At 63.9% G+C, this 20,020-nt stretch carries 19 protein-coding genes and 2 tRNA genes; 3 read left to right on the forward strand and 18 right to left on the reverse strand.

The window, feature by feature from the left end; all coding sequences use genetic code 11:
- Nucleotides 1-7: 7 nt before the first annotated feature.
- The 7 genes from nusA to rnr form a co-directional block, all read right to left on the reverse strand.
- Entirely contained in the window at nt 8-1,492 is a 1,485-nt protein-coding gene (gene nusA, locus MRB47_RS14600) for a transcription termination factor NusA (protein WP_252101055.1), read from the reverse strand.
- 69 nt (nt 1,493-1,561) lie between these two features.
- Nucleotides 1,562-2,155 carry a ribosome maturation factor RimP gene (gene rimP, locus MRB47_RS14605; RefSeq protein WP_252102638.1) on the reverse strand — a complete coding sequence of 198 codons (594 nt, stop codon included), beginning with the start codon at nt 2,153-2,155 and terminating at the stop codon, nt 1,562-1,564.
- Between the two features lie 190 nt (nt 2,156-2,345).
- A complete protein-coding gene (locus tag MRB47_RS14610; RefSeq protein ID WP_123676591.1) occupies nt 2,346-2,735 on the reverse strand; it encodes a thioredoxin domain-containing protein in 390 nt (129 codons plus the stop codon).
- A gap of 10 nt (nt 2,736-2,745) precedes the next feature.
- Nucleotides 2,746-4,020: a c-type cytochrome gene (locus MRB47_RS14615; protein WP_252101056.1), complete on the reverse strand. Its 1,275-nt coding sequence runs from the start codon at nt 4,018-4,020 to the stop codon at nt 2,746-2,748.
- A complete protein-coding gene (locus tag MRB47_RS14620; protein WP_252101057.1) occupies nt 4,017-4,703 on the reverse strand; it encodes a c-type cytochrome in 687 nt (228 codons plus the stop codon). Before MRB47_RS14620 ends, MRB47_RS14615 begins: the two co-directional genes overlap by 4 nt.
- A 43-nt stretch (nt 4,704-4,746) precedes the next feature.
- On the reverse strand, nt 4,747-5,502 hold the full coding sequence (locus tag MRB47_RS14625; RefSeq protein ID WP_252102639.1) for an SDR family oxidoreductase: 756 nt from the start codon (nt 5,500-5,502) through the stop codon (nt 4,747-4,749).
- Nucleotides 5,503-5,543: 41 nt separating this feature from the next.
- A complete protein-coding gene (rnr, locus tag MRB47_RS14630; RefSeq protein ID WP_015912875.1) occupies nt 5,544-7,838 on the reverse strand; it encodes a ribonuclease R in 2,295 nt (764 codons plus the stop codon).
- A 19-nt stretch (nt 7,839-7,857) separates the two neighbouring features.
- On the opposite strand from rnr, the gene MRB47_RS14635 reads away from it, so the two are divergent.
- The 3 genes from MRB47_RS14635 (at nt 7,858) to MRB47_RS14645 (ending at nt 8,700) form a co-directional block, all read left to right on the forward strand.
- Nucleotides 7,858-7,942: transfer RNA gene (locus MRB47_RS14635), tRNA-Leu, on the forward strand.
- Nucleotides 7,943-8,122: 180 nt separating this feature from the next.
- Nucleotides 8,123-8,207 (forward strand) — tRNA-Leu (locus MRB47_RS14640).
- 118 nt (nt 8,208-8,325) lie between these two features.
- Entirely contained in the window at nt 8,326-8,700 is a 375-nt protein-coding gene (locus MRB47_RS14645) for a hypothetical protein (protein WP_015912874.1), read from the forward strand.
- 57 nt (nt 8,701-8,757) lie between these two features.
- On the opposite strand, the gene MRB47_RS14650 is transcribed toward MRB47_RS14645, so the two are convergent.
- The 11 genes from MRB47_RS14650 to MRB47_RS14700 form a co-directional block, all read right to left on the reverse strand.
- Nucleotides 8,758-9,540, reverse strand: coding sequence for a TrmH family RNA methyltransferase (locus tag MRB47_RS14650; protein ID WP_015912873.1), 783 nt, complete (start codon nt 9,538-9,540; stop codon nt 8,758-8,760).
- A gap of 30 nt (nt 9,541-9,570) precedes the next feature.
- Nucleotides 9,571-10,200: a ribonuclease HII gene (gene rnhB, locus MRB47_RS14655; protein ID WP_011805766.1), complete on the reverse strand. Its 630-nt coding sequence runs from the start codon at nt 10,198-10,200 to the stop codon at nt 9,571-9,573.
- Entirely contained in the window at nt 10,175-11,332 is a 1,158-nt protein-coding gene (gene lpxB, locus MRB47_RS14660) for a lipid-A-disaccharide synthase (protein ID WP_015912872.1), read from the reverse strand. The genes rnhB and lpxB overlap by 26 nt, the downstream gene beginning before the upstream one ends.
- Nucleotides 11,333-11,347: 15 nt before the next feature.
- Nucleotides 11,348-12,139: an acyl-ACP--UDP-N-acetylglucosamine O-acyltransferase gene (gene lpxA / locus MRB47_RS14665; RefSeq protein WP_252101058.1), complete on the reverse strand. Its 792-nt coding sequence runs from the start codon at nt 12,137-12,139 to the stop codon at nt 11,348-11,350.
- Between the two features lie 17 nt (nt 12,140-12,156).
- Nucleotides 12,157-12,597 carry a 3-hydroxyacyl-ACP dehydratase FabZ gene (fabZ, locus tag MRB47_RS14670; protein ID WP_011805769.1) on the reverse strand — a complete coding sequence of 147 codons (441 nt, stop codon included), beginning with the start codon at nt 12,595-12,597 and terminating at the stop codon, nt 12,157-12,159.
- A gap of 15 nt (nt 12,598-12,612) precedes the next feature.
- Nucleotides 12,613-13,593 carry a UDP-3-O-(3-hydroxymyristoyl)glucosamine N-acyltransferase gene (lpxD, locus tag MRB47_RS14675; protein ID WP_252101059.1) on the reverse strand — a complete coding sequence of 327 codons (981 nt, stop codon included), beginning with the start codon at nt 13,591-13,593 and terminating at the stop codon, nt 12,613-12,615.
- A gap of 24 nt (nt 13,594-13,617) precedes the next feature.
- Nucleotides 13,618-14,139, reverse strand: a complete 522-nt coding sequence (locus MRB47_RS14680) for an OmpH family outer membrane protein (protein WP_015912870.1) — start codon at nt 14,137-14,139, stop codon at nt 13,618-13,620.
- The gene (gene bamA, locus MRB47_RS14685) at nt 14,139-16,436 is read right to left on the reverse strand and encodes an outer membrane protein assembly factor BamA (protein ID WP_252101060.1); all 2,298 of its coding nucleotides are present in this window, start codon (nt 16,434-16,436) and stop codon (nt 14,139-14,141) included. The genes MRB47_RS14680 and bamA overlap by 1 nt, the downstream gene beginning before the upstream one ends.
- 45 nt (nt 16,437-16,481) lie before the next feature.
- On the reverse strand, nt 16,482-17,846 hold the full coding sequence (rseP, locus tag MRB47_RS14690; protein WP_252101061.1) for an RIP metalloprotease RseP: 1,365 nt from the start codon (nt 17,844-17,846) through the stop codon (nt 16,482-16,484).
- A gap of 120 nt (nt 17,847-17,966) precedes the next feature.
- The gene (gene ispC, locus MRB47_RS14695) at nt 17,967-19,139 is read right to left on the reverse strand and encodes a 1-deoxy-D-xylulose-5-phosphate reductoisomerase (protein WP_220638771.1); all 1,173 of its coding nucleotides are present in this window, start codon (nt 19,137-19,139) and stop codon (nt 17,967-17,969) included.
- The gene (locus tag MRB47_RS14700) at nt 19,136-19,990 is read right to left on the reverse strand and encodes a phosphatidate cytidylyltransferase (protein WP_252101062.1); all 855 of its coding nucleotides are present in this window, start codon (nt 19,988-19,990) and stop codon (nt 19,136-19,138) included. Before MRB47_RS14700 ends, ispC begins: the two co-directional genes overlap by 4 nt.
- Between the last annotated feature and the right edge of the window lie 30 nt (nt 19,991-20,020).

Below are 20,020 nucleotides of genomic sequence, written 5' to 3' on the forward strand. Positions count from 1 at the left end.
CTGACCCTTACTCTTGCCCCGAGAACCAGTGCTCGCGCGCCTTCATGATCAAGGCGGTCGCATCTTCGGCAGACTGGCCGGTCAGCTCGGTCAGTTCGTCAATGGCCAAATCGGCCAGGTCGTCACGCGTATGCACGCCGCCTTCCGCCAACTTGGCGATCAGTTCGGGCGTTAGACCTTCGAGGTCACGCAGGTCTTGCGATACGCTTTCCACGCTTTCTTCACGAACGATTTCCATGGTGAGCAGCGCATCCTTAGCGCGTGCGCGCAGCTCGTTCACCGTGTCCTCGTCAAAGCTCTCGATCTCCAGCATCTCCTGCAGCGGCACATAGGCCACTTCCTCGAGGCTGGCAAAGCCCTCCTCGATCAGGATGTTGGCGATCTCCTCATCCACATCCAGCTTCTCCATGAACAGGCGACGCGCAGCATCGGTTTCATTGGCCTGCTTCTGCGCGGATTCGGCCGCATCCATGATGTTGATCTTCCAGCCCGTGAGGTCGGACGCCAGGCGCACGTTCTGGCCGCCGCGCCCGATGGCGATGGCGAGGTTTTCCTCATCCACCACGACGTCCATGGCGTGCTTCTCTTCGTCGACCACGATGGAAGTCACGTTGGCCGGAGCAAGCGCGCCGATCACGAACTGCGCGGGGTCGTCGGACCACAGCACGATGTCCACGCGCTCCCCCGCCAGCTCGTTGGTCACGGCGTTCACACGCGTTCCGCGCACGCCAACGCAGGTGCCGATGGGGTCCACGCGCTTGTCATGGCTGAGCACAGCGATCTTCGCGCGGCTGCCGGGGTCACGTGCACAGCTTTTGATCTCCAGCAGGCCCTGCTCGATCTCGGGCACCTCGTTGCGGAACAACTCGATCATGAACTCCGGCGCGGAGCGCGAGAGGATGATGGGCGCTCCGCGCAGCGTGAGGTCCACCTCCATGATCATGGCGCGCACACGGTCCCCATTGCGCAGGTTTTCCTTCGGGATCATCTCGCCGCGACGCAGGCGCCCTTCCACCCGGCCGCTCTCGACGATGATGTCGCCCTTGTCCATGCGTTTCACCGTGCCGGTGAAAATTTTCTCGCCGCGTGACATGAAATCGTTGAGCAGCATCTCGCGTTCGGCATCGCGGATCTTTTGCAGGATCACCTGCTTGGCCGCCATGGCCCCGATGCGGCCGATCGGTACCGACTCGACGGCTTCCTCGATGTACTCCCCCACCTCGATATCGGCCACCCGTTCGCGGGCATCCATCAGCAGCTCTTCTGCGTCGGGGTTCTGCAATCCGGCATCGTCGGGCACCACCAGCCAACGACGGAAAGTCTCGTATTCGCCGCTGTCGCGATCAATCGACACGCGGATGTCCACTTCACCCTGGTAGAGCTTCTTCGTGGCCTGTGCCAGAGCAGACTCCACAGCGCCCAGGACCACATCGCGCTCCACGTTCTTTTCGCGCGAAATGGCTTCTACCAACATCAACAACTCGCGATTCATGCGACGGCTCTCCTGTTTCTCAATTCCTGACGAACTGCCCGCTCAGAGAACAGTCCGGTTATGCAACCTTCAGCCCGGCTCCCCAGGCTTGGTCCCTCGTCCTTTGAAATCCACGATCGGCGCAAGCCGCGCCTCGCGCAACTCATCCAAAGTGAAACCAAGGGCCTGCAAAGGCGCTGGCACGCGCTTCTTGCTGATGCGCTGCCCCGGCTTCACGGGCGGCTCATCGCTCCAGACAATCTGCCAACCGCCCGAATCGGCACGCTCGAGCGTTCCCCGGAATTTCTTGCGGTTGGCATGCACTTGCCCTCCCGCCGCAGCGCCCATGGGCTGCTTGAGGGTGATGTCGATCACCTCGCCCTCGAAACGCTTGAAGTCCGCCTCGTTGCGCAACAAGCGATCGATCCCAGGGGATGAGACTTCCAACCGCGTGTAGTCCACCCCCTCCACCTCCAGCGCGAACTGCAGCTGACGGGTGACCTTTTCACAATCCTCTACGGTAATGAATTGCTCGACGCCTACGGCAGCGGACACCTCATCCGTGGGCGCCACCCAAACCAGGTCAATGGTAATGCGCAGCAACCCTCCGGCGGAGCGCTCAATCTCCACCAGGTCATAGCCCAGCCCGGCCACGGTTTGTTCTACGATTTGCTGCAGTGCCACGTGCGTGCGCTCTATCCAATTCCAAGTGAAGGCCCCGCCGGGGCCGGCAAGGCTGCAAAAACCAAAAATCAAACGCCCAAAAAAAAAGGGCGGTAAGTACCCGCCCGTTTTGGTCGTGAAGCCAGTATTGTAGCCAATATGCGAGCCACCTGCAAAGACCAAAGGCACGTATCTTGCATTCGGGCGGGAATCAACCCTGGCGGCTTGACCGTATTCTTTCAAAAAGGTCCTGCGCTGCGCTGTCCATCGTGGCTACTTGGGAAGCCTGCTGCAAGCTTTGAAGCATGCGCCCCAACACTGTGGCCTGAGGCAATAGGGGCCCCAGAAACCGTGCAGCCCTCCCATCGGCAATCAAGACAGTAGGAAAAGTCTCTACATCCAGGTCGCCGACCACTTCTTCCTCATCCTCCACATCCACCCATTCAAAGCGCATTTGCGGCCAAGCGCGCGCAGTTTGGTCGAAGGCTTGACGGTATTCACGGCATACACCGCACCATTGTGCGCACAGACACACAACCCACCACTGCGGCGTTGCGCTGGCATGTGAAGCAACATCGGGCAAAAAGGCTTCGGAGCCCATGAGAAGTTCCTTAAGAATCACGCCCCTCACGGGCCCGATGGACATCGATCGTATCGACCCTGGAAGCCGCATTACCCCAGGCGTTGCGAATATATGAAAGCACATCCGCCACTTCTGCGTCACTCAAACGCTGCAGGAATGGCGGCATGCCATGGGGTTGCGGATTACCGCCGGTGGCTGGCAGATACCCGCCCCGCAGCACCATATGCACCAGATTGACAGGATTTTCCAGCATCACCGCCCGGTTGCCTGCCAGCGGAGGAAAGGCCTCAGGATCGCCCTGGCCCTCGCCTCCATGGCACTGCACGCATTGACGCTCGTACGTGGCCCGCCCACGCTGCATCGACGCAGGTGAAGGGGGCCGCCGAGGCGCGGCGACCTTGTCCGTTGGCGGCAGCGCTTGCAGATAGTCCGCCATCGCTTGCAGATCGGCATCGCTCAAATACTGAAGGCTGTGGTAGACCACCTCCGCCATGGGGCCGGATACCGCGGCCCGGGGTGAGCGCCCCGCCCCCAGAAGCATGACCACATCCTGCCTGGGCCATTCCGCCACACCTCCTTCATTCGAGGTGTTGAGCGCTGGGGCGTACCAGCCTGCCGCCATCCCCCCGCTCAAACGCCCGTCTGTAGATACCGCCCCCATCGCGTTGCGCGGCGAATGGCATGCAGCACAGTGCCCGAGCCCCTGCACGAGATAGGCGCCTCGATTCCATTCCGCAGAGCGGGACGTTACGGGCTCGAATACACCAGGCCGAAAATACAACGCTCGCCACACTGCCAATGCCGCTTGGGTATTGAACGGGAAGCGCATGCGCGACGGCACGCTGGGTTGCACCACCGGCGGCAAGCTTTGCAAGAAGGCAAAGATGGCATCCGAGTCTTCACGGGTGACGCGCGTATAGCTGGGATAAGGAAAGGCCGGCGAAAGCAGCCTGCCATCGCGCGAACGGCCATTGTGCAGGGCACGCCAGAATTCCGATGCAGACCACGCTCCGATACCCGTTTCCCGGTCGGGTGTAAGGTTGGGGGCGTAAATCACGCCAAAAGGCGTCTCTATCCCACGGCCCCCTGCGAATGCCACGCCTCCCTGCCTGGTGTGGCAGGCGAGGCAGTTACCAGCACGTGCCAAGTACCGGCCTCTGGCAATGTCGAGAGAGGCCGTGGTGGTCACGCGTTCGGCGTGCGGCAGCGGAGCCTCATCCACCCGGTTCAATACCCAGATCCCTCCCGCAACCAGCGCTACGGAAAGCCCCGCCGTCGCAAGCCTTTTGCGCCAAGCACTCATTGCACCTGCTCCGCGCCAGCCTGCAACGCCGGAGAACCCATGCCGCCACAAGGTATTGGCAGCGGCGCCTTGAATGCCGGCGCCGGTGTGAACCTTGAGGGAACAGGACGGGAGGACAGCCACGCCGCGATGGAACTTACATCGTCAGCGGTCAGTTTGCCGGCGATGCGCGCCATGCAATCTGGCGCATGGGCGCGCCGCAGACCGGTCTGCCAGGCCCCCAACTGGGCGCTCACATAATCGCGAGACAGTCCCAGCAACCCTGGAATGAAAGGCGCGACGCCCGCCAGAGTATCGCCATGGCACTGCACGCAGGCCGGCAATTGGCGGCTCGCATCCCCCCACCGCACAAGCCTCTCTCCCTGCGCCAGTGTGGCTGCTGATACAGCTGCAGCTACCGGTGGCGCATAGGGCAGGTCCAGTCTTGCGAAGTAGTCCGCCATCTCCTGGAGATAGTCATCCGTCAGATGCTGCAGCAAGTACGCCATCTGCGGATAGCTGCGCCGGCCATCCCGGAAATTGAGCAGTTGGTTGTGCAGATATCCCGCCGGCTTTCCCGCGATGCGAGGGAAATAACCGTCAGGAGTAGCACGCCCCTGCTTGCCATGGCACGCAGTGCAGGCCTGCACACGCGGCGCCATATCCACGGCCGGCGCGGCGGCCACCGAGGCAGCGAGCAGCATGCACAGCGCCCCTGCCGCGTGCAGCAAGGCGCGTATGAATTTCTCAGCCACGCCCGACAAAAGGCATTTTGGTCGCCATGACGGTATGGAACAACACATTGGCCTCCAGCGGAAGATTGGCCATGTAAAGCACGGACCGCCCCACGATGTCCACGTCCATCAGAGGTTCCGCCGCAATCTGGCCATTGGCCTGTTGCACGCCCTGCGTCATGCGCTGGGCCAGCTCGGTCTGGGCGTTCCCGACATCGATTTGTCCCACCGCAATATCGTACTTGCGCCCATCGAGAGCCGCTGTCTTTGTCAGGCCCATCACCGCATGCTTGGTGGCGGTGTAGGCGATGGAGTTGGGCCGCGGGGCGTGCGCTGAAATCGAGCCGTTATTGATGATGCGCCCGCCCCGTGGCGACTGCGTCTTCATGACCCGAAAAGCGTTCTGCATGCAAAAGAACATGCCATTGAGGTTGACGTCGACCACCTGCCGCCACTGCTCCACCGCCAGATCCTCCAGCGGCACGGCGGGAGCACTCACGCCCGCATTGTTAAACAACAGATCCACGCGCCCGAACTGAAGCACAGCCCGGTCAAACAGCGTGCGCACCGCAGCGGGGTCGGACACATCGGTGGGAACGGCGAGCGCACGCACCCCACCCTCTGATTCGCCCACGACCTCCTGCAATAGCGACTCACGCCGCCCAGCGAGAACAACGCTCCATCCATCGCGCAGCAGCGCCAAAGCCGCCGCCTTGCCAATCCCTGACCCAGCCCCCGTAACGATGGCCACCTTCGATGCTTTAACCATATGCGACGCTTGTCTCCTGTCCTTCTTACCCATCAATCTACTCAACCGCGGGATTTGCGGCCCTTAGAAGGGTTCTTGCCACCTGCCGCTTTTTTGCCGGCCAAGGCCTGCTTATGCGGGCGCCGCCGGCTCCCCTCCTCTCTGCTTTCCCGGGCCGTGGGCACCGAGGCGGATCGACCATCCAAGGCCGCTGCCGAGGAACCGCGTTTCGCGCCATCCCTGGACTTGGGGCCTTTGGTGGAGAAACCGTCGCCGGCTTCGTGCACCAGCCGGAAGTCGATCTTGCGGCCATCGAGGTCGACGCGGCTGACCTGAACACGCACGCGTGCACCAATCGCATAGCGGATACCCGTGCGCTCCCCCCGCAGTTCTTGCCGCGCCTCATCGAACTTGAAGTACTCCCCACCCAGTTCCGTGATGTGCACCAACCCTTCCACATAGAGGGCATCAAGCGTCACGAAGATGCCGAAGCTCGTCACCGCGCTGACGACACCGCTGTACTCCTCACCCAGATGCTCACGCATGTACTGGCACTTGAGCCATGCTTCCACGTCACGACTGGCCTCGTCCGCACGGCGTTCGTTCGCACTGCAGTGCAGTCCCGCGGCCTCCCACGCCTGCGTCTCCCGGACGCTGATAACGCCACCCGTCTTGGAAGGGCGTGCAGAGGATTCCCCCCCCTTGGAAGCCAGACGCTTGGCCAGCTTGAACTGAGCCTCCCCCGGCGTCGGCAGCGCGGGCAGCACATATTTGGTGCCGCTCAAGATGGACTTGATCACGCGATGCACCAGCAGATCCGGGTAGCGGCGAATAGGACTGGTGAAGTGTGTATAGGCTTCGAATGCCAAACCGAAGTGACCGCTGTTGACAGGCGTGTAGATCGCCTGCTGCATCGAACGCAGCAGCATGGTGTGGATCTGCTGCGCATCCACCCGGTCCTTGGTGGCCTCGGCAATCGCCTGGAATTCTGCCGGCCGCGGGTCGTCCCCGATCGACATGCCAACACCCATGGCTTTGAGATATGCACGCAGGATCTCTTGCTTCTCCGGCGTAGGCCCCTCATGAACGCGATACAGCCCCGCCCGGCCGGCATGACCGATGAAATCGGCGCTGCAGACGTTGGCGGCGAGCATCGCCTCCTCAATCAGGCGGTGCGCCTCGGTGCGTACACGCGGGACGATTTTCTCGATACGGCCATTGTCATCACAGACGATTTGCGTCTCGGTCGTCTCGAAGTCCACGGCGCCGCGCGCCTGCCGCGCGGCCAGCAATGCGCGGTAGACCTCGTAGAGGTTGAGCAGGTTGCCCACGCGCTCTTGATGCTTCAGCGCTTCCGGGCCGCGCGTATTGGCCAGCACCGCAGCCACCTCGGTATAGGTAAGCCGCGCGTGGCTGAGCATGACCGCAGGATAGAACTGATAGGCGTGAATTTCACCTTTGGCGGTAACCATCATGTCGCACACCATGCACAGGCGCTCGACATGGGGGTTCAGCGAGCACAGCCCGTTGGAGAGTTTCTCCGGCAGCATGGGGATAACGCGCCGCGGGAAATAAACGCTGGTCGCCCGGTCATAGGCGTCAATATCGATGGCGTTGCCTGTCTCCACATAGTGGCTCACGTCCGCGATGGCCACGAGCAGGCGCCACCCCTTGGCGCGCCCGATCTTGGCGGGTTCGCAATACACCGCGTCGTCGAAGTCGCGCGCGTCTTCACCATCGATGGTGACCAGGGGGACATCTGTCAGATCAACGCGTCGACGCTTGTCCTGAGCGCGCACCTTGTCCGGCAGCGCCTTCGCCTGGTCAAGGCACGCTTCGGAGAATTCGTGCGGAACCCCGTATTTGCGCACGGCAATTTCCACCTCCATCCCGGGGTCGTCTACCTCCCCCAGCACTTCGACCACCCGTCCCACGGGTTGCCCAAACAAAGCCGGCGGCTCGGTCAGTTCCACCACCACGACCTGTCCCGTCGCAGCAGCCCCCGTGGCACCCTTGGGAATCAGCACGTCCTGGCCGTACCGTTTGTCCTCAGGGGCGACCAGCCAGACACCGCTCTCCTGAAGAAGGCGCCCGATGATGGGTTGGGGCGGGCGCTCCAGAATCTCGACCACGCGGCCTTCAGGCCGGCCGCGCCGGTCCTGGCGCGCGATGCGCACGCGCACCCGGTCCTTGTGCAATACCGCCCGCATCTCATTGGCAGGAAGGTAGATGTCAGGCTGGCCGTCATCGCGCAGGACGAAGCCATGCCCGTCGCGGTGTCCCTGGACGGTGCCTTCGATCTCGTCCAGTGAAACTTTGGCGACGGATGATTCAGAGTGATTTTTTTTGATATACAATCTATGACTTTCCTGAAATGCCCAGGTGGCGGAATTGGTAGACGCACTAGTTTCAGGTACTAGCGAGTAACATCGTGGAGGTTCGAGTCCTCTCCTGGGCACCAAGTTTAACGAGAACCCGCCAGGGTTCTGACAGCAAAGGCCGCTTCATTTGAAGTGGCCTTTTTTGTTACCTGCGTCTCAACAATGTGGGCGTGTTGGAGCAGCGCAAGGGACACATAAAATTTTTGGAAATGCCGTTCAGGCGATCAAAAAGGCTCCTATAATCAGAGCTTCCCTGAAATGCCCAGGTGGCGGAATTGGTAGACGCACTAGTTTCAGGTACTAGCGAGTAACATCGTGGAGGTTCGAGTCCTCTCCTGGGCACCAAAGACAAGCAAAAGCCGCTGATTTTTTCAGCGGCTTTTTTGTTTGTAACGCCCCTGCAGGCCCCAGATTCACTGCTGGCACAGCGAGCCACAGAAAAAACCATTACCGGAGGAGCATGATGAAGCGACCAACTTTCGCCCTGCTGGGACTATTGCTCACACTGAGCGCCCCGCATGCCCTGGCCCAAGATGCCGTGATCGGCCGATATGGCCATCATGTGTATGTGATGGTGCCGACCGACAAGGCAGGCAACCGCGCCTATGTGCAGCGCGCCGCGGCGAATGCCTGCGAAGGCAAGAGCCTGTGCCATGCGTCCGTGTGGGCCGAGAGCCTGGACCGCCCCGAAGGCGCGCCGCCCCATCCGCGCTACGAAGAGAACAAGCTGGCGGCATTCCAACGCAACCGCAACGCCGGCGTGGAAGCAAGCCACTCGATCAATTGCCGGCTGTTCGCGCGCGACATCAATGTGCCCTGTCTCGCGGGCACTGAGTAGGCTCTCCCACCGATTCGCCCTACCGCCGGCGGACGCGCGGCCAGGCCCGTGAACGCCTCAGCCAGCCGAGTCGCGCGCCGCAGCGCTGGCATGGAGGCAGATGGCCGCGGCGGCCCCCACGTTGAGCGACTCCTCGCCCCCAGGCTGGGCAATGCGGATGTGGCGCCGCGCACGCTGCTGCAGGGCGGGCGAGACGCCCTGCCCTTCGTGGCCCATGATCCAGCCACACGGCCAGGGCAAGGCTGCGCGATGGAGGAAGTCGCCCTCGTGCGAGCTGGTTGCCAGCAACGGGACCTCTAGCCGGTCGATGTCTGCGGGCGCCAACCCCTCGACCAGCCGCAGGGCGAAATGGGCGCCCATGCCCGCGCGCAGCACCTTGCCACTCCAGAGCGCTGCGGTGCCTTTCAGCGCCGCCACTTGCGTGAACCCGAATGCCGATGCGCTGCGCAGGATGGAGCCCACGTTACCCGCATCCTGCAGGCGATCGAGCACGACAGTCGGCATCCTGCCGTCCAACCCCTCCGCTTCAGGCAGCGGCAACACAAAACCCATGGGCGCCGGAGATTCCAGAGCGCTGATGTCACTCCAGAGCACATCAGCGATCACTACATTTTTCGTAGCTGCTCGCGCATATTCAGCGAGCGCTTGGGGCCAAAATGACTCCGAAAACACCGCTATCGCTGGCTTTTGTCCACGCGCCAGCGCGGCGCTGCACAGATGATCTCCCTCCAGCCACACACGGCCCTGCTTGCGGTATGCGGAACTGTCCTGCGACAGGCGGCGCAACTCCTTGAGCAGTGCGTTGTCGCGCGATTGGATGAAAGCAGGCGTGGCGTGCATAGGAAACGCAAAGGGGGATAGCGATCAGACTCAGGCGGCGACGGGCGCCTGCAAGGCGCGCGCCACCGGCGCGAACGAGCGCCGGTGCTGGGGACAGGCCCCATGCACTTCCAGCGCGGCCAGGTGCTCTGCCGTGCCGTAGCCCTTATGGCCGGCAAAGCCATACACCGGGTATTGCTGGTGCAATTGCGCGCACCAGCGGTCGCGCGTGACCTTTGCAAGAATGGAGGCGGCTGAGATCGATGCGACCAGCGCATCGCCCTTGACGATGGCCTCCGCCGGAACGTCCAGCGGCGGCAAGCGATTGCCATCCACCAACACCCGCACCGGCTTCAGCCGCAGCCCCAGCACCGCACGGCGCATGGCCAGCATCGTGGCTTGCAGGATATTGTGTTGATCGATCTCCTCCACCGATGCTTCCGCAATGCTGCAGCACAGCGCCTTGGCACGGATCTCGTCGTAGAGTTTCTCGCGCCGTGCGGCCGTAAGCACCTTGGAGTCGGCCAGGCCAGCGATGGGCTGCAGGTCGTCCAGGATCACCGCAGCCGCCACCACGGGGCCGGCCAACGGCCCACGCCCGGCCTCATCCACGCCGGCGACGAGGCCGGGCGGATGCCAGTCCAGGGCGGCCTGCTCAAGCAAGGAGGTTCTGGATCGCATGGGCAGCCAGTCGCGGGGTATCGCGCTGCAGATCGTCGTGCAATGCCGTGAAGCGCTGTTCCAGCCGTTGGATACGGGCCGGATCCTGCAACCGCGCGTCCAGCCAGTCCTGGACCGCGGTGGCCAGTGCGTCGGGCGTGGCGGCGTCCTGCAACAGCTCGGGCACCACGAACTCCCTGCACAGGATGTTGGGCAAGCCCACCCAGGGCTGCAACTGCTTGCGGCGCATGAGGCGCCAACTGATCGGATGCATGTGGTAGGAGATGACCATCGGCCGCTTGAACAGCGCGGCCTCCAGCGTGGCGGTGCCACTGGCAATCAGCGTCACGTCGCAGGCCGCGAGCACCAGGTGCGATTGGCCCGTGACGATGGTCAGCGCATCCAGCACCCCGCATTCGCGCGCGATCTGCTCGATACGAGCCCTCAGGGCCGGCACCGCGGGTACTACTATTTTTATAGCTGGTCGCGCTTTTTTGATAAGCGCTGCAGCCTGAAAGAACGGCTTGGCAATGTAGGCCACCTCTGCCGAGCGACTGCCCGGCAGGATGGCCAGCACTTCATCGTGTACCGTCAGGCCCAGCTGTGCGCGCGCAGCCGCCTTGTCGGGCACCCGGGGGATGACACTGGCCAATGGGTGGCCGACATAGGTGGCGGCGATGCCCTGGCGCGCGAGCAGTTTCGGCTCAAACGGAAAGATGCACAGGACATGGTCCGCGCTGGAACGAATCTTCTCGACCCGATCGGCGCGCCACGCCCAGATCGAAGGGCAGACGAAGTGCACCGTCTTTATGCCGGCGGCACGCAGGTCCGCCTCCAACCCCAGGTTGAAATCGGGCGCATCCACGCCGATGAAGACGTCGGGCTTGTCCGCCAGCAATCTGGCACGCAGCTGCCGGCGGATCCGCAGAATGCCCAGCAGGCGCCGCACCAGCTCGACGCTGTAGCCGTGCACGGCCAGCCGTTCGCTGGGCCACCAGGCCTGAAAGCCCCGCTCCTGCATGCGCGGCCCGCCGATGCCCATACTGGCCACGGCGGGCCACCGCGCACGCAGGCCGTCCAGCAGCAGGCCGGCCAGCAGGTCGCCAGAGGTTTCGCCAGCCACCATTGCGACGCGGGGAGACTCAGCCACCATGGCGCCAGCGGCGTCTCAGCGCGCGATACCGCGCTGAGACGCGATCACGAAATCACGCAGCAGGGCGATATCGCCTTCCGCCTCGGGATGCGAATGCGGCACGTCGGCCATGGCCGACAGCGCGGCCTCCAGCGTGAGGCCCTGGCGGTACAGGAGGCGGTAGGCCTGCTTGATGCCCGCCATGCGCTGCACGGAAAAACCCCTCCGGCGCAGGCCTTCCAGGTTCAGCCCGCGCACGGCCAGCGGATTGCCGTCCACCATCATGAAGGGCGGAACATCTTGCGAGATGCGGCTGGCAAAGCCCGCCATGACGTGGGCGCCGATGCGTGAAAACTGGTGCACGCCGGTCAAGCCGCCGATGATGGCCTGGTCACCCACCTGCACATGTCCGGCCAGCGTGGCGTTGTTGGCCAGGATGGTCTGGTTGCCCACCACGCAGTCGTGCGCGATGTGCACATAGGCCATGATCCAGTTGTCGTCCCCGATGGAGGTGACGCCCCGGTCCTGCACGGTCCCGACGTTGAAGGTGCAGAACTCGCGGATCGTGTTGCGGTGGCCGATCTCCAAACGCGTGGGCTCGCCCGCGTATTTCTTGTCCTGCGGAGCTGCTCCCAGCGAACTGAACTGGAAGATGCGGTTGTCTTCGCCAATGCGCGTATGGCCCTCGATCACGCAGTGCGCGCCAATCGACGTGCGCGCGCCGATTTGCACGTGGGGGCCGATAACCGCATACGGCCCCACCGTAACAGTAGGGTCCAACTGCGCGGCCGCATCAACAAGGGCCGTGGAATGGATGTTGGGCGCCAAGCGAAATCCTCGGCCCGTCAGGCCACCGTGCGCATGGTGCACATGATCTCGGCCTCGCACGCGACGCTATCGCCCACGCGCGCGACGCCCTTGAACTTGTAGATGCCGCCCTTGATGCGATCCAGTTCCACGTCAAGGATGAGCTGATCGCCTGGCTCCACGGGGCGCTTGAAGCGCGCACCATCGATACCGACGAAGTAAAAGACCTTGTCGTCGCCCGGCGCCTCACCCATCATGTCGAACGACAGCAAGCCCGCCGCCTGCGCGAGTGCTTCGAGAATCAACACCCCCGGCATCACCGGGCGTGCGGGGAAGTGCCCCGTGAAAAACGGCTCGTTGATGGTCACGTTCTTGATGGCCAGGATGCGCTTGCCGCGTTCGAGCTCATTCACCCGATCCACCAGCAGGAACGGATAGCGGTGGGGCAGGAGTTTGAGAATTTGGTGGATATCCATCATTTTTCTGTGAGCGGCCTAGCCGTCTTTTCGTGTTTGTTCGAGAGCCTTGATGCGTTCACGCAGCCGGTACAGCTGCCGCAGCGTGGCCGCGTTCTTTTCCCACTTCGCATTGTCGTCCATGGGAAACACCCCGGTGTACTGCCCCGGTTGCGTGATCGAGTGCGTCACCACCGTGTTGGTGGAGATGTGCACATTGTCCGCCAACTGCAGGTGCCCCACGATGGACGCGGCCCCTGCAATCGTGCAGTGCGCGCCGATGCGGGTGCTGCCCGCCACCGCGGAACAGCCCGCCATGGCGGTGTGGCGGCCGATGTGCACGTTGTGAGCGATCTGGATCAGGTTGTCGAGCTTGACGCCGTCTTCGATGACCGTGTCGTCGAGCGCTCCGCGGTCGATGCAGGTGTTCGCACCGATCTCCACATCGTTGCCGATGCGCACCGCGCCCAGTTGCTCGATCTTGATCCATTCGCCGCGCTGCTGCGCAAAGCCGAAGCCGTCCGCCCCGATGACCACGCCAGGGTGCAGGATGCAGCGCTCGCCAACCGTGCAACGCTCGCCGACCGTCACCCGCGACTTGAGCACCGTGTGCGCTCCAATCACTGCGCCGCGCTCGACCACGCACAGGGGACCGATCGAGGCTGTCGGGGCCACCCGGGCTTGCGGATCGACTACGGCGCTGGGGTGGATGCCCGCAGGCGCACCTTGGCCATGCGCGCGCACCCACAGCTGCGTCACGTGTGCAAAGTACGTGTAGGGCTGCTCCGCAACGATGCAAGCGCCGCGCTCCAAGGCTGCATTGCGCATCGCGGGGGCCACAATGACACAGGCCGCCTGGGAGGCGGCCAGTTGTGACTGGTAGCGCGGATTGCTCAGGAAGGACAGGTCGCCCGGGCCGGAGGATTCCAGCGGGGCGATGCGGAGGATTTCGGTATCCCTCTCCCCTCCTTCCAGGCTGCCCCCAAGTGCATCGACGATCTGCCCGAGTCGCAAGCTCACGCGCTACTGTCCCGTGCCGGTGCTTTACTTGCCGCCGTTGGCAGCGTTCATCGCCTTAATCACCTTGTCGGTGATGTCGTGCTTGGGATTGATGTAGACGGCCTCCTGCAGAATCACGTCGTACTTCTCCTGCTCGGCCACCTGCTTGACGACGCGGTTCGCGCGCTCGAGCACCTGGCCCAGTTCCTCGTTCTTGCGCGCGCCCAGGTCCTCCTGGAATTCGCGGCGCTTGCGCTGGAATTCGCGGTCCTGGTCCACCAACTGGCGTTGCCGTGCGGTGCGCTGGCTCTCGGCCATCGTGGGCGCCTCACGCTCAAACTTCTCGGTGGCGGACTTGAGCGAATTGCCCATGTCCACCAGTTCTTTCTCCCGGCGGGAGAACTCCTGCTCCAGCTTGGCCTGCGCCGCCTTAGCGGTGTTGGCTTCGCGGAAGATGCGGTCGGTATTCACAAAGCCGGCCCTGAACTCCTGTGCCTGTGCAGGCACGGCGGCAGCCAGGGAGCCCAACAGGACGACCAGGGGAATGTGGCGGGAAAGGGATTTCATTAGAAAGACGTTCCGATCTGGAATTGCAGTTTCTGGATTTTATCGCCGGCGAACTTGCGCACCGGTTGCGCGATGGCGATACGTAGCGGGCCCAGCGGGGAAATCCAGCTCAGGCCCAGACCAGCTGAGACGCGCATGTCGCCCAGCTCCCAGCTCTCATCCTCGCCGTACACGTTGCCCGCGTCCACGAAAGTGAACCAGCGCAGCGTGCGGTCGTTGCCGGCGCCGGGGAACGGCGCGATGAGTTCGGCATTCAGCGTGATCTTCTTGGGGCCGCCCAGCGACGCACCGGTCACGTCCCGCGGACCCAGTGTGCCCTGGTCGAAGCCGCGCACCGAGCCCAGGCCGCCGGAGTAGAAATTCTTGAACACCGGGAAGGGACGGCCATTCATGCCCTTGCCTAAGCCCAACTCACCGTTGAAGGCGATGGTGAACTGCTTGTTCAAGGGAATGTACTGCTGGTATTGGTAGTTGGCTCGCACATAGCGCGCATCGCCGGCCACGGACCATTCGGAGTTCAGGCGCTGGTACCGCCCGGAGTTCGGTGCCAACGCACTGTCACGGTCATCGCGCGACCAGCCAATGGTGAGCGGCACTGATAGGCTGGTTTCACCAAACTGCTGCGCATAGGCGAGGTAGGCGGCGGGGATATTGGTACCGGTCTTGATGCGCGTCTGCTCCACTCCCCCCCCGAAGAACACGGTGTCGGTCTCGCTGAAGGGTACGCCCAAGCGCACACTGGTGCCCGCGGTGACCAGCTCATAGTTGCCGCCCTGGTATTCGTAGGGCTTGGCCGTGCGGTAGTACACGTCGAAGGTACGGGAGATGCCATCCTGCGTGAAGTACGGATCGGTGGTGGAGAACACCAGCGTGCGACGGTACTTGCTGGTATTGACGTCCACGCCAAGGTAGTTGCCTGAACCGAAGACGTTCTCTTGCTTGATAGCAAACGACACCGAGACCTTCTCGGCGCTGGAAAAGCCCGCCCCCAGTTGCAGCGATCCCGTAGGCTTCTCGGCCACGTTCACCACCAGGTCCACCTGGTCGGGCGCGCCCGGCACCTCCTTGGTTTCCACATTCACCTCAGTGAAATAGCCCAGGCGGTCCACGCGGTCGCGCGACAGCTTGATCTTGTCGCCGTCGTACCAGGAGGCTTCAAACTGGCGGAATTCGCGGCGGATGACTTCGTCGCGGGTGCGGTTGTTGCCGCTCACGTTGATCCGGCGCACATAGGCGCGGCGCGAGGGCTCTGCACGCAGCACCAGGGCCACGCGGTTGTTCTCGCGGTCGATCTCGGGCACGGCCTCCACGCGCGCGAAGGCGAAGCCGAAGTTCCCGAAGTGGTCAGTGAAAGCCTTGGTGGTTTCGGCCACCTTGTCGGCGTTGTAGGGTTCGCCGGGGCGGATGGTGATGAGCGACTTGAACTCGTCGTCGCGGTCCAGGTAGTTGCCTTCCAACTTCACCCCTGAAACCACATAGCTCTGGCCCTCGTTCACGTTGACGGTGATCGAGATGTCCTGCTTGTCCGGCGAGATCGCCACCTGCGTGGACTCGATGCGGAACTCCAGGAAGCCGCGCGCCAGATAGTACGAGCGCAGCGTCTCCAGGTCAGCATTGAGCTTGGCGCGCGAATAGCGGTTGGATTTGGTGTACCAGCTCATCCAACCGCCCGTGTCCTGGTCGAACAGCCCCTTGAGCGTGGATTCGCTGAAGGCCTTGTTGCCGACGATGCGGATTTCCTTGATCTTGGCGGGCTCGCCCTCGGTGACGGTGAAGGTGAGGTTGACGCGGTTGCGCTCGATCGGCGTGACGGTGGTCACCACATCCGCGCCATACAGGCTGCGGTTGATGTACTGGCGCTTGAGTTCCTGCTCGGCGCGGTCGGCCAGGGCCTTGTCGAAGGGGCGCCCCTCGGTCAAACCCACGTCGCGCATGGCCTTCTTGAGGGTGTCCTTGTCGAACTCCTTGGTGCCGGCGAAATCCACGTCGGCAATGGTCGGGCGCTCTTCCACCACCACCACCAGCACGTTGCCGGAAGCCTCCAGGCGCACGTCCTTGAACAGGCCAAGGGCAAACAGCGCGCGGATGGCTGCTGCACCCTTGTCGTCGTTGTACTCGTCACCCACGCGCAGCGGCAACGACGCGAAGATGGTGCCCGGCTCCACACGTTGCAGGCCTTCCACACGGATGTCCTGCACCTTGAACGGCGCCAGCGCCCATGCGGCTTGGGAGGCAAAAACCATGGCTGCGAGGGCGGATGCCGTACGCACGCCCAGGCGATTGATATGTTTTCTCATGGATGAAGCTGGAGCCGACAGTGCAGCGCAACGGCGGCGAAAAGGTTAGCCAAAAAGCCGGGTGAGGTCGTTGAACAGGGCGATGGACATCATGAGGAGAAGCACCGCGACGCCTGTGCGCTGCAGCCGCTCCATCCAGGCTTCGGACACGCCCCGTCCCGTCACCCCCTCCCAAAGATAATACATCAGGTGCCCCCCATCCAATACGGGCAGCGGAAGCAGGTTCAGCACTCCCAGGCTCACGCTGATGAGTGCGAGGAAGCTGAGGTACTGGGTCAGCCCCATGCTGGCGGAACGGCCTGCGTAATCGGCGATGGTCAGCGGCCCGCTGAGGTTCTTGAGCGAAGCCTCACCGATCACCATGCGGCCCATCATGCGCAGCGTGAGGACCGACACCTCCCATGTGCGCACCGTGCCTTTCCAGAGCCCTTCCAAGGGGCCGTAATGCACGTTCACCATCTCGGGCGGCGCGCCCACATAGGCGCCGACGCGTCCCACGGCGCCGCCCGCCTCCTGCGCCACTTCGGGCGTGACTTCCAGGTCGCGCGGCTGACCGTCGCGCTCGATGCGCCAGACCTGCGTGAGCGGCTGGCCCGCCTGCACGGACGCGCGTATCAGCTCGCGCAGTTGCACGCCATCCACCACCGCCGCACTGCCCAGGCGCAGAACCACATCGCCAGCGCGCAGCCCCGCACGCGCAGCCGCGCCGCCTGGCACGACCTCGCCCAACACGGGACGCGTCCAGGGCGCGGTGATGCCGATGCGGCGATACAGCTGCACATCGGCCTCGCGCACGTCCAGCTGATCTATGCGCAACAGCACCTCGCGCGGCGTCGTTCCGCGCTCTGGCTGCAGCAGCAGCCGCACGTTCTGCCCGTCCAGCGCGCCACGCGTGAGCGTCCAGCGCAGATCTTCGAACGAGCGCACGGGCTCGAAATCGCCCTCGCCCAGCCCGGCGGACACCACCAGTTCGCCGCCGCGCAGGCCCGCCTGCTCGGCCACCGAGCCCGCTACAGGGCTGGCCAGGTAGGCCTTGGGCTCGTCCACGCCGCTCCAGTTGACGGCGGCATACAACAACACCGCCAGGAGCAGATTGGCCAGCGGCCCCGCGGCAACGATGGCGGCGCGCGAACGCAGGGGCTGGGTATTGAAGGCCAGGTGGCGTTCATGCGGCTCGACGGGCGCCTCGCGCTCGTCCAGCATGCGCACGTACCCTCCCAGCGGAAAGGCGCCGATGACGAATTCCGTGGGTGAACCCTTGGGCTGCCAACGCAGCAAAGGCTTGCCAAAGCCGACCGAGAAGCGGAGGACCTTGACACCGCAGGCCACCGCCACGCGGTAATGGCCGTACTCATGCACGGCGATCAGTACGCCCAACGCAACGATGAAGGCAACGACAGTCAGCAGCATGCCTGGGGTTTCCTACAAAAATCAGAGCGCCTGGCGCTTATCCACCAATGGTTTGAATATAAAAGGCACCTGTAACCCTTATGTGACAAGCGCAAAACGCTCACCTTTTAAGAGCATCCGTCACAGGCGCGCCATCAACTCCGCGGACCGCGCACGCGTGCGCGCATCCAGCGCCAGCAGTGCGTCCAGCGAGTCCGGGTTGGACGGTTCGACGGCTTCCAAAGTTGCAAGGTTGAGCGCATGGATCTGGTCGAAACGTATGCGCTGCTCCAGGAAAGCCGCCACTGCCACCTCGTTGGCTGCATTGAGCACGGCCGTGGTGCCGGGCGCCGCGCGCAACGCCTGCCAGGACAGGTGCAGGCCGGGAAAGCGCGTGGCATCCGCTTCTTCGAAGGTCAGCGCTGCCAGTTGCGTGAAATCCAGGGGTGCCGCGCCGCTTTCCACCCGCTCGGGCCAGGCCAGGCCACAGGCGATGGGCACGCGCATATCGGGCGTGCCCAACTGGGCAATGATGGACGCGTCCACGAACTGCACCATGGAGTGGATGATCTGCTGCGGGTGGATGACCACCTTGATCTGCTCGGGCGCCAGGTTGAACAGCCAGCGCGCCTCGATCACCTCCAGCGCCTTGTTCATCATCGTGGCCGAGTCGATGGAAATCTTGCGGCCCATCGAGAAGTTGGGATGCGCGCAGGCCTGCGCCGGTGTCACGTCGCGCAGCGTGGCCGGGTCGCGCGTGCGAAACGGCCCGCCCGACGCGGTGAGCAGCACGTGGTCCACGCGCCGCGGCCAGGTGGCGGGGTCTTCGGGCAGGCTCTGGAAGATGGCGGAATGCTCGCTGTCGATGGGCAGCAGCGTGGCGCCGCCTTCGCGCACCGCAGCCATGAACACCTCGCCCCCGACGACCAGCGCCTCCTTGTTGGCCAGCAGCAGGCGCTTGCCCGCACGCGCGGCCGCCAGGCACGGCGCCAGGCCCGCCGCGCCCACGATGGCCGCCATGACCGCGTCCACCTCTTCGTGCGAGGCAATGGCTTGCAGCGCATCGGGTGTTTGCAGCACCTCGGTGGGCAAGCCGCTCTGCTGCAGTTTGTCTGCCAGCTGGCGCGCATGCGCACTGCTGGCCATCACGGCATAGCGCGGACGGAACTGCGCGCATTGCGCCAGCATCAGGTCCACCTGCGTGGCCGCGCTCAGCGCAAAGACTTCGTAGAGATCGGGGTGGCGTGCCACCACGTCGAGGGTGCTGGTGCCGATGGATCCCGTGGAACCCAGCACCGTGAGACGTTGTTTCATGCGGATGCGAAATGAGAAAGCATCATGGCCAGGGGCAGCGTGGGCAGCAGCGCATCAATGCGGTCCAGTACGCCGCCGTGGCCGGGCAGCAGGCCGCTGCTGTCCTTGACACCGGCGCTGCGCTTGATGAGCGACTCCACCAGGTCGCCTACCACGCTCATGGCGGCCATGAACAATGCGCCAACGACCAGCAGCCATACGCCCTGGGCTGCCAGGCGTGAGTACAGGCTGGGCACGCTGGCCTGCCAGGCCCCATCGGCCGCAGTCCAGGCCGCGGCCAGCACCAGCACACCCAGCATGCCACCCCACACCCCTTCCCAGCTCTTGCCGGGGCTGATAGAGGGAGCCAGCTTGTTGCGCGTGAAGCGCAGGCCAAAAGCGCGGCCGGCAAAGTAGGCAAAGATATCGGCCGCCCACACCAGGGTCAGAACCGACAGAAGGTAATTGCCCCCCACCACGCGCGCCTGGGCCACGGCCAGCCAGGCCATCCACAGCGCCAGCACGCCGCCAGCCACGCGCAGCCCGCGCGGCAGCTGCGGCCAGCCGGCCACGCCGACGCGCAGCAAGGCGGCCCCACCCAGCACCCAGGCAGCGCCGCCCACCAGCCACAGCCAGGGCAGCGGCTGGTGCAGCCAGCCCGCGGCCCACCCGAGGCCGCACAGCACTACACACGCCGCCCCCAGGCCGATGCTGGCGCCGCCGCCGAGGCCGTTAAGCCGCCCCCATTCCCACGCCGCCGCAGCCATCATGACCAGCGTCACCACGGCAAAGGGCACGAACGAGGGATAGAACAATGCCGGCAACAGAATGGCCAGCAGGACCAACGCGGTGATGACACGTTGCTTGAGCATCCAGGCCCCTTCAGCGATGTGCGGTGGACG

The sequence above is a fragment of the Diaphorobacter sp. LI3 genome (genome assembly GCF_022807955.1).
GTDB classification, from domain to species: domain Bacteria; phylum Pseudomonadota; class Gammaproteobacteria; order Burkholderiales; family Burkholderiaceae_C; genus Diaphorobacter; species Diaphorobacter nitroreducens.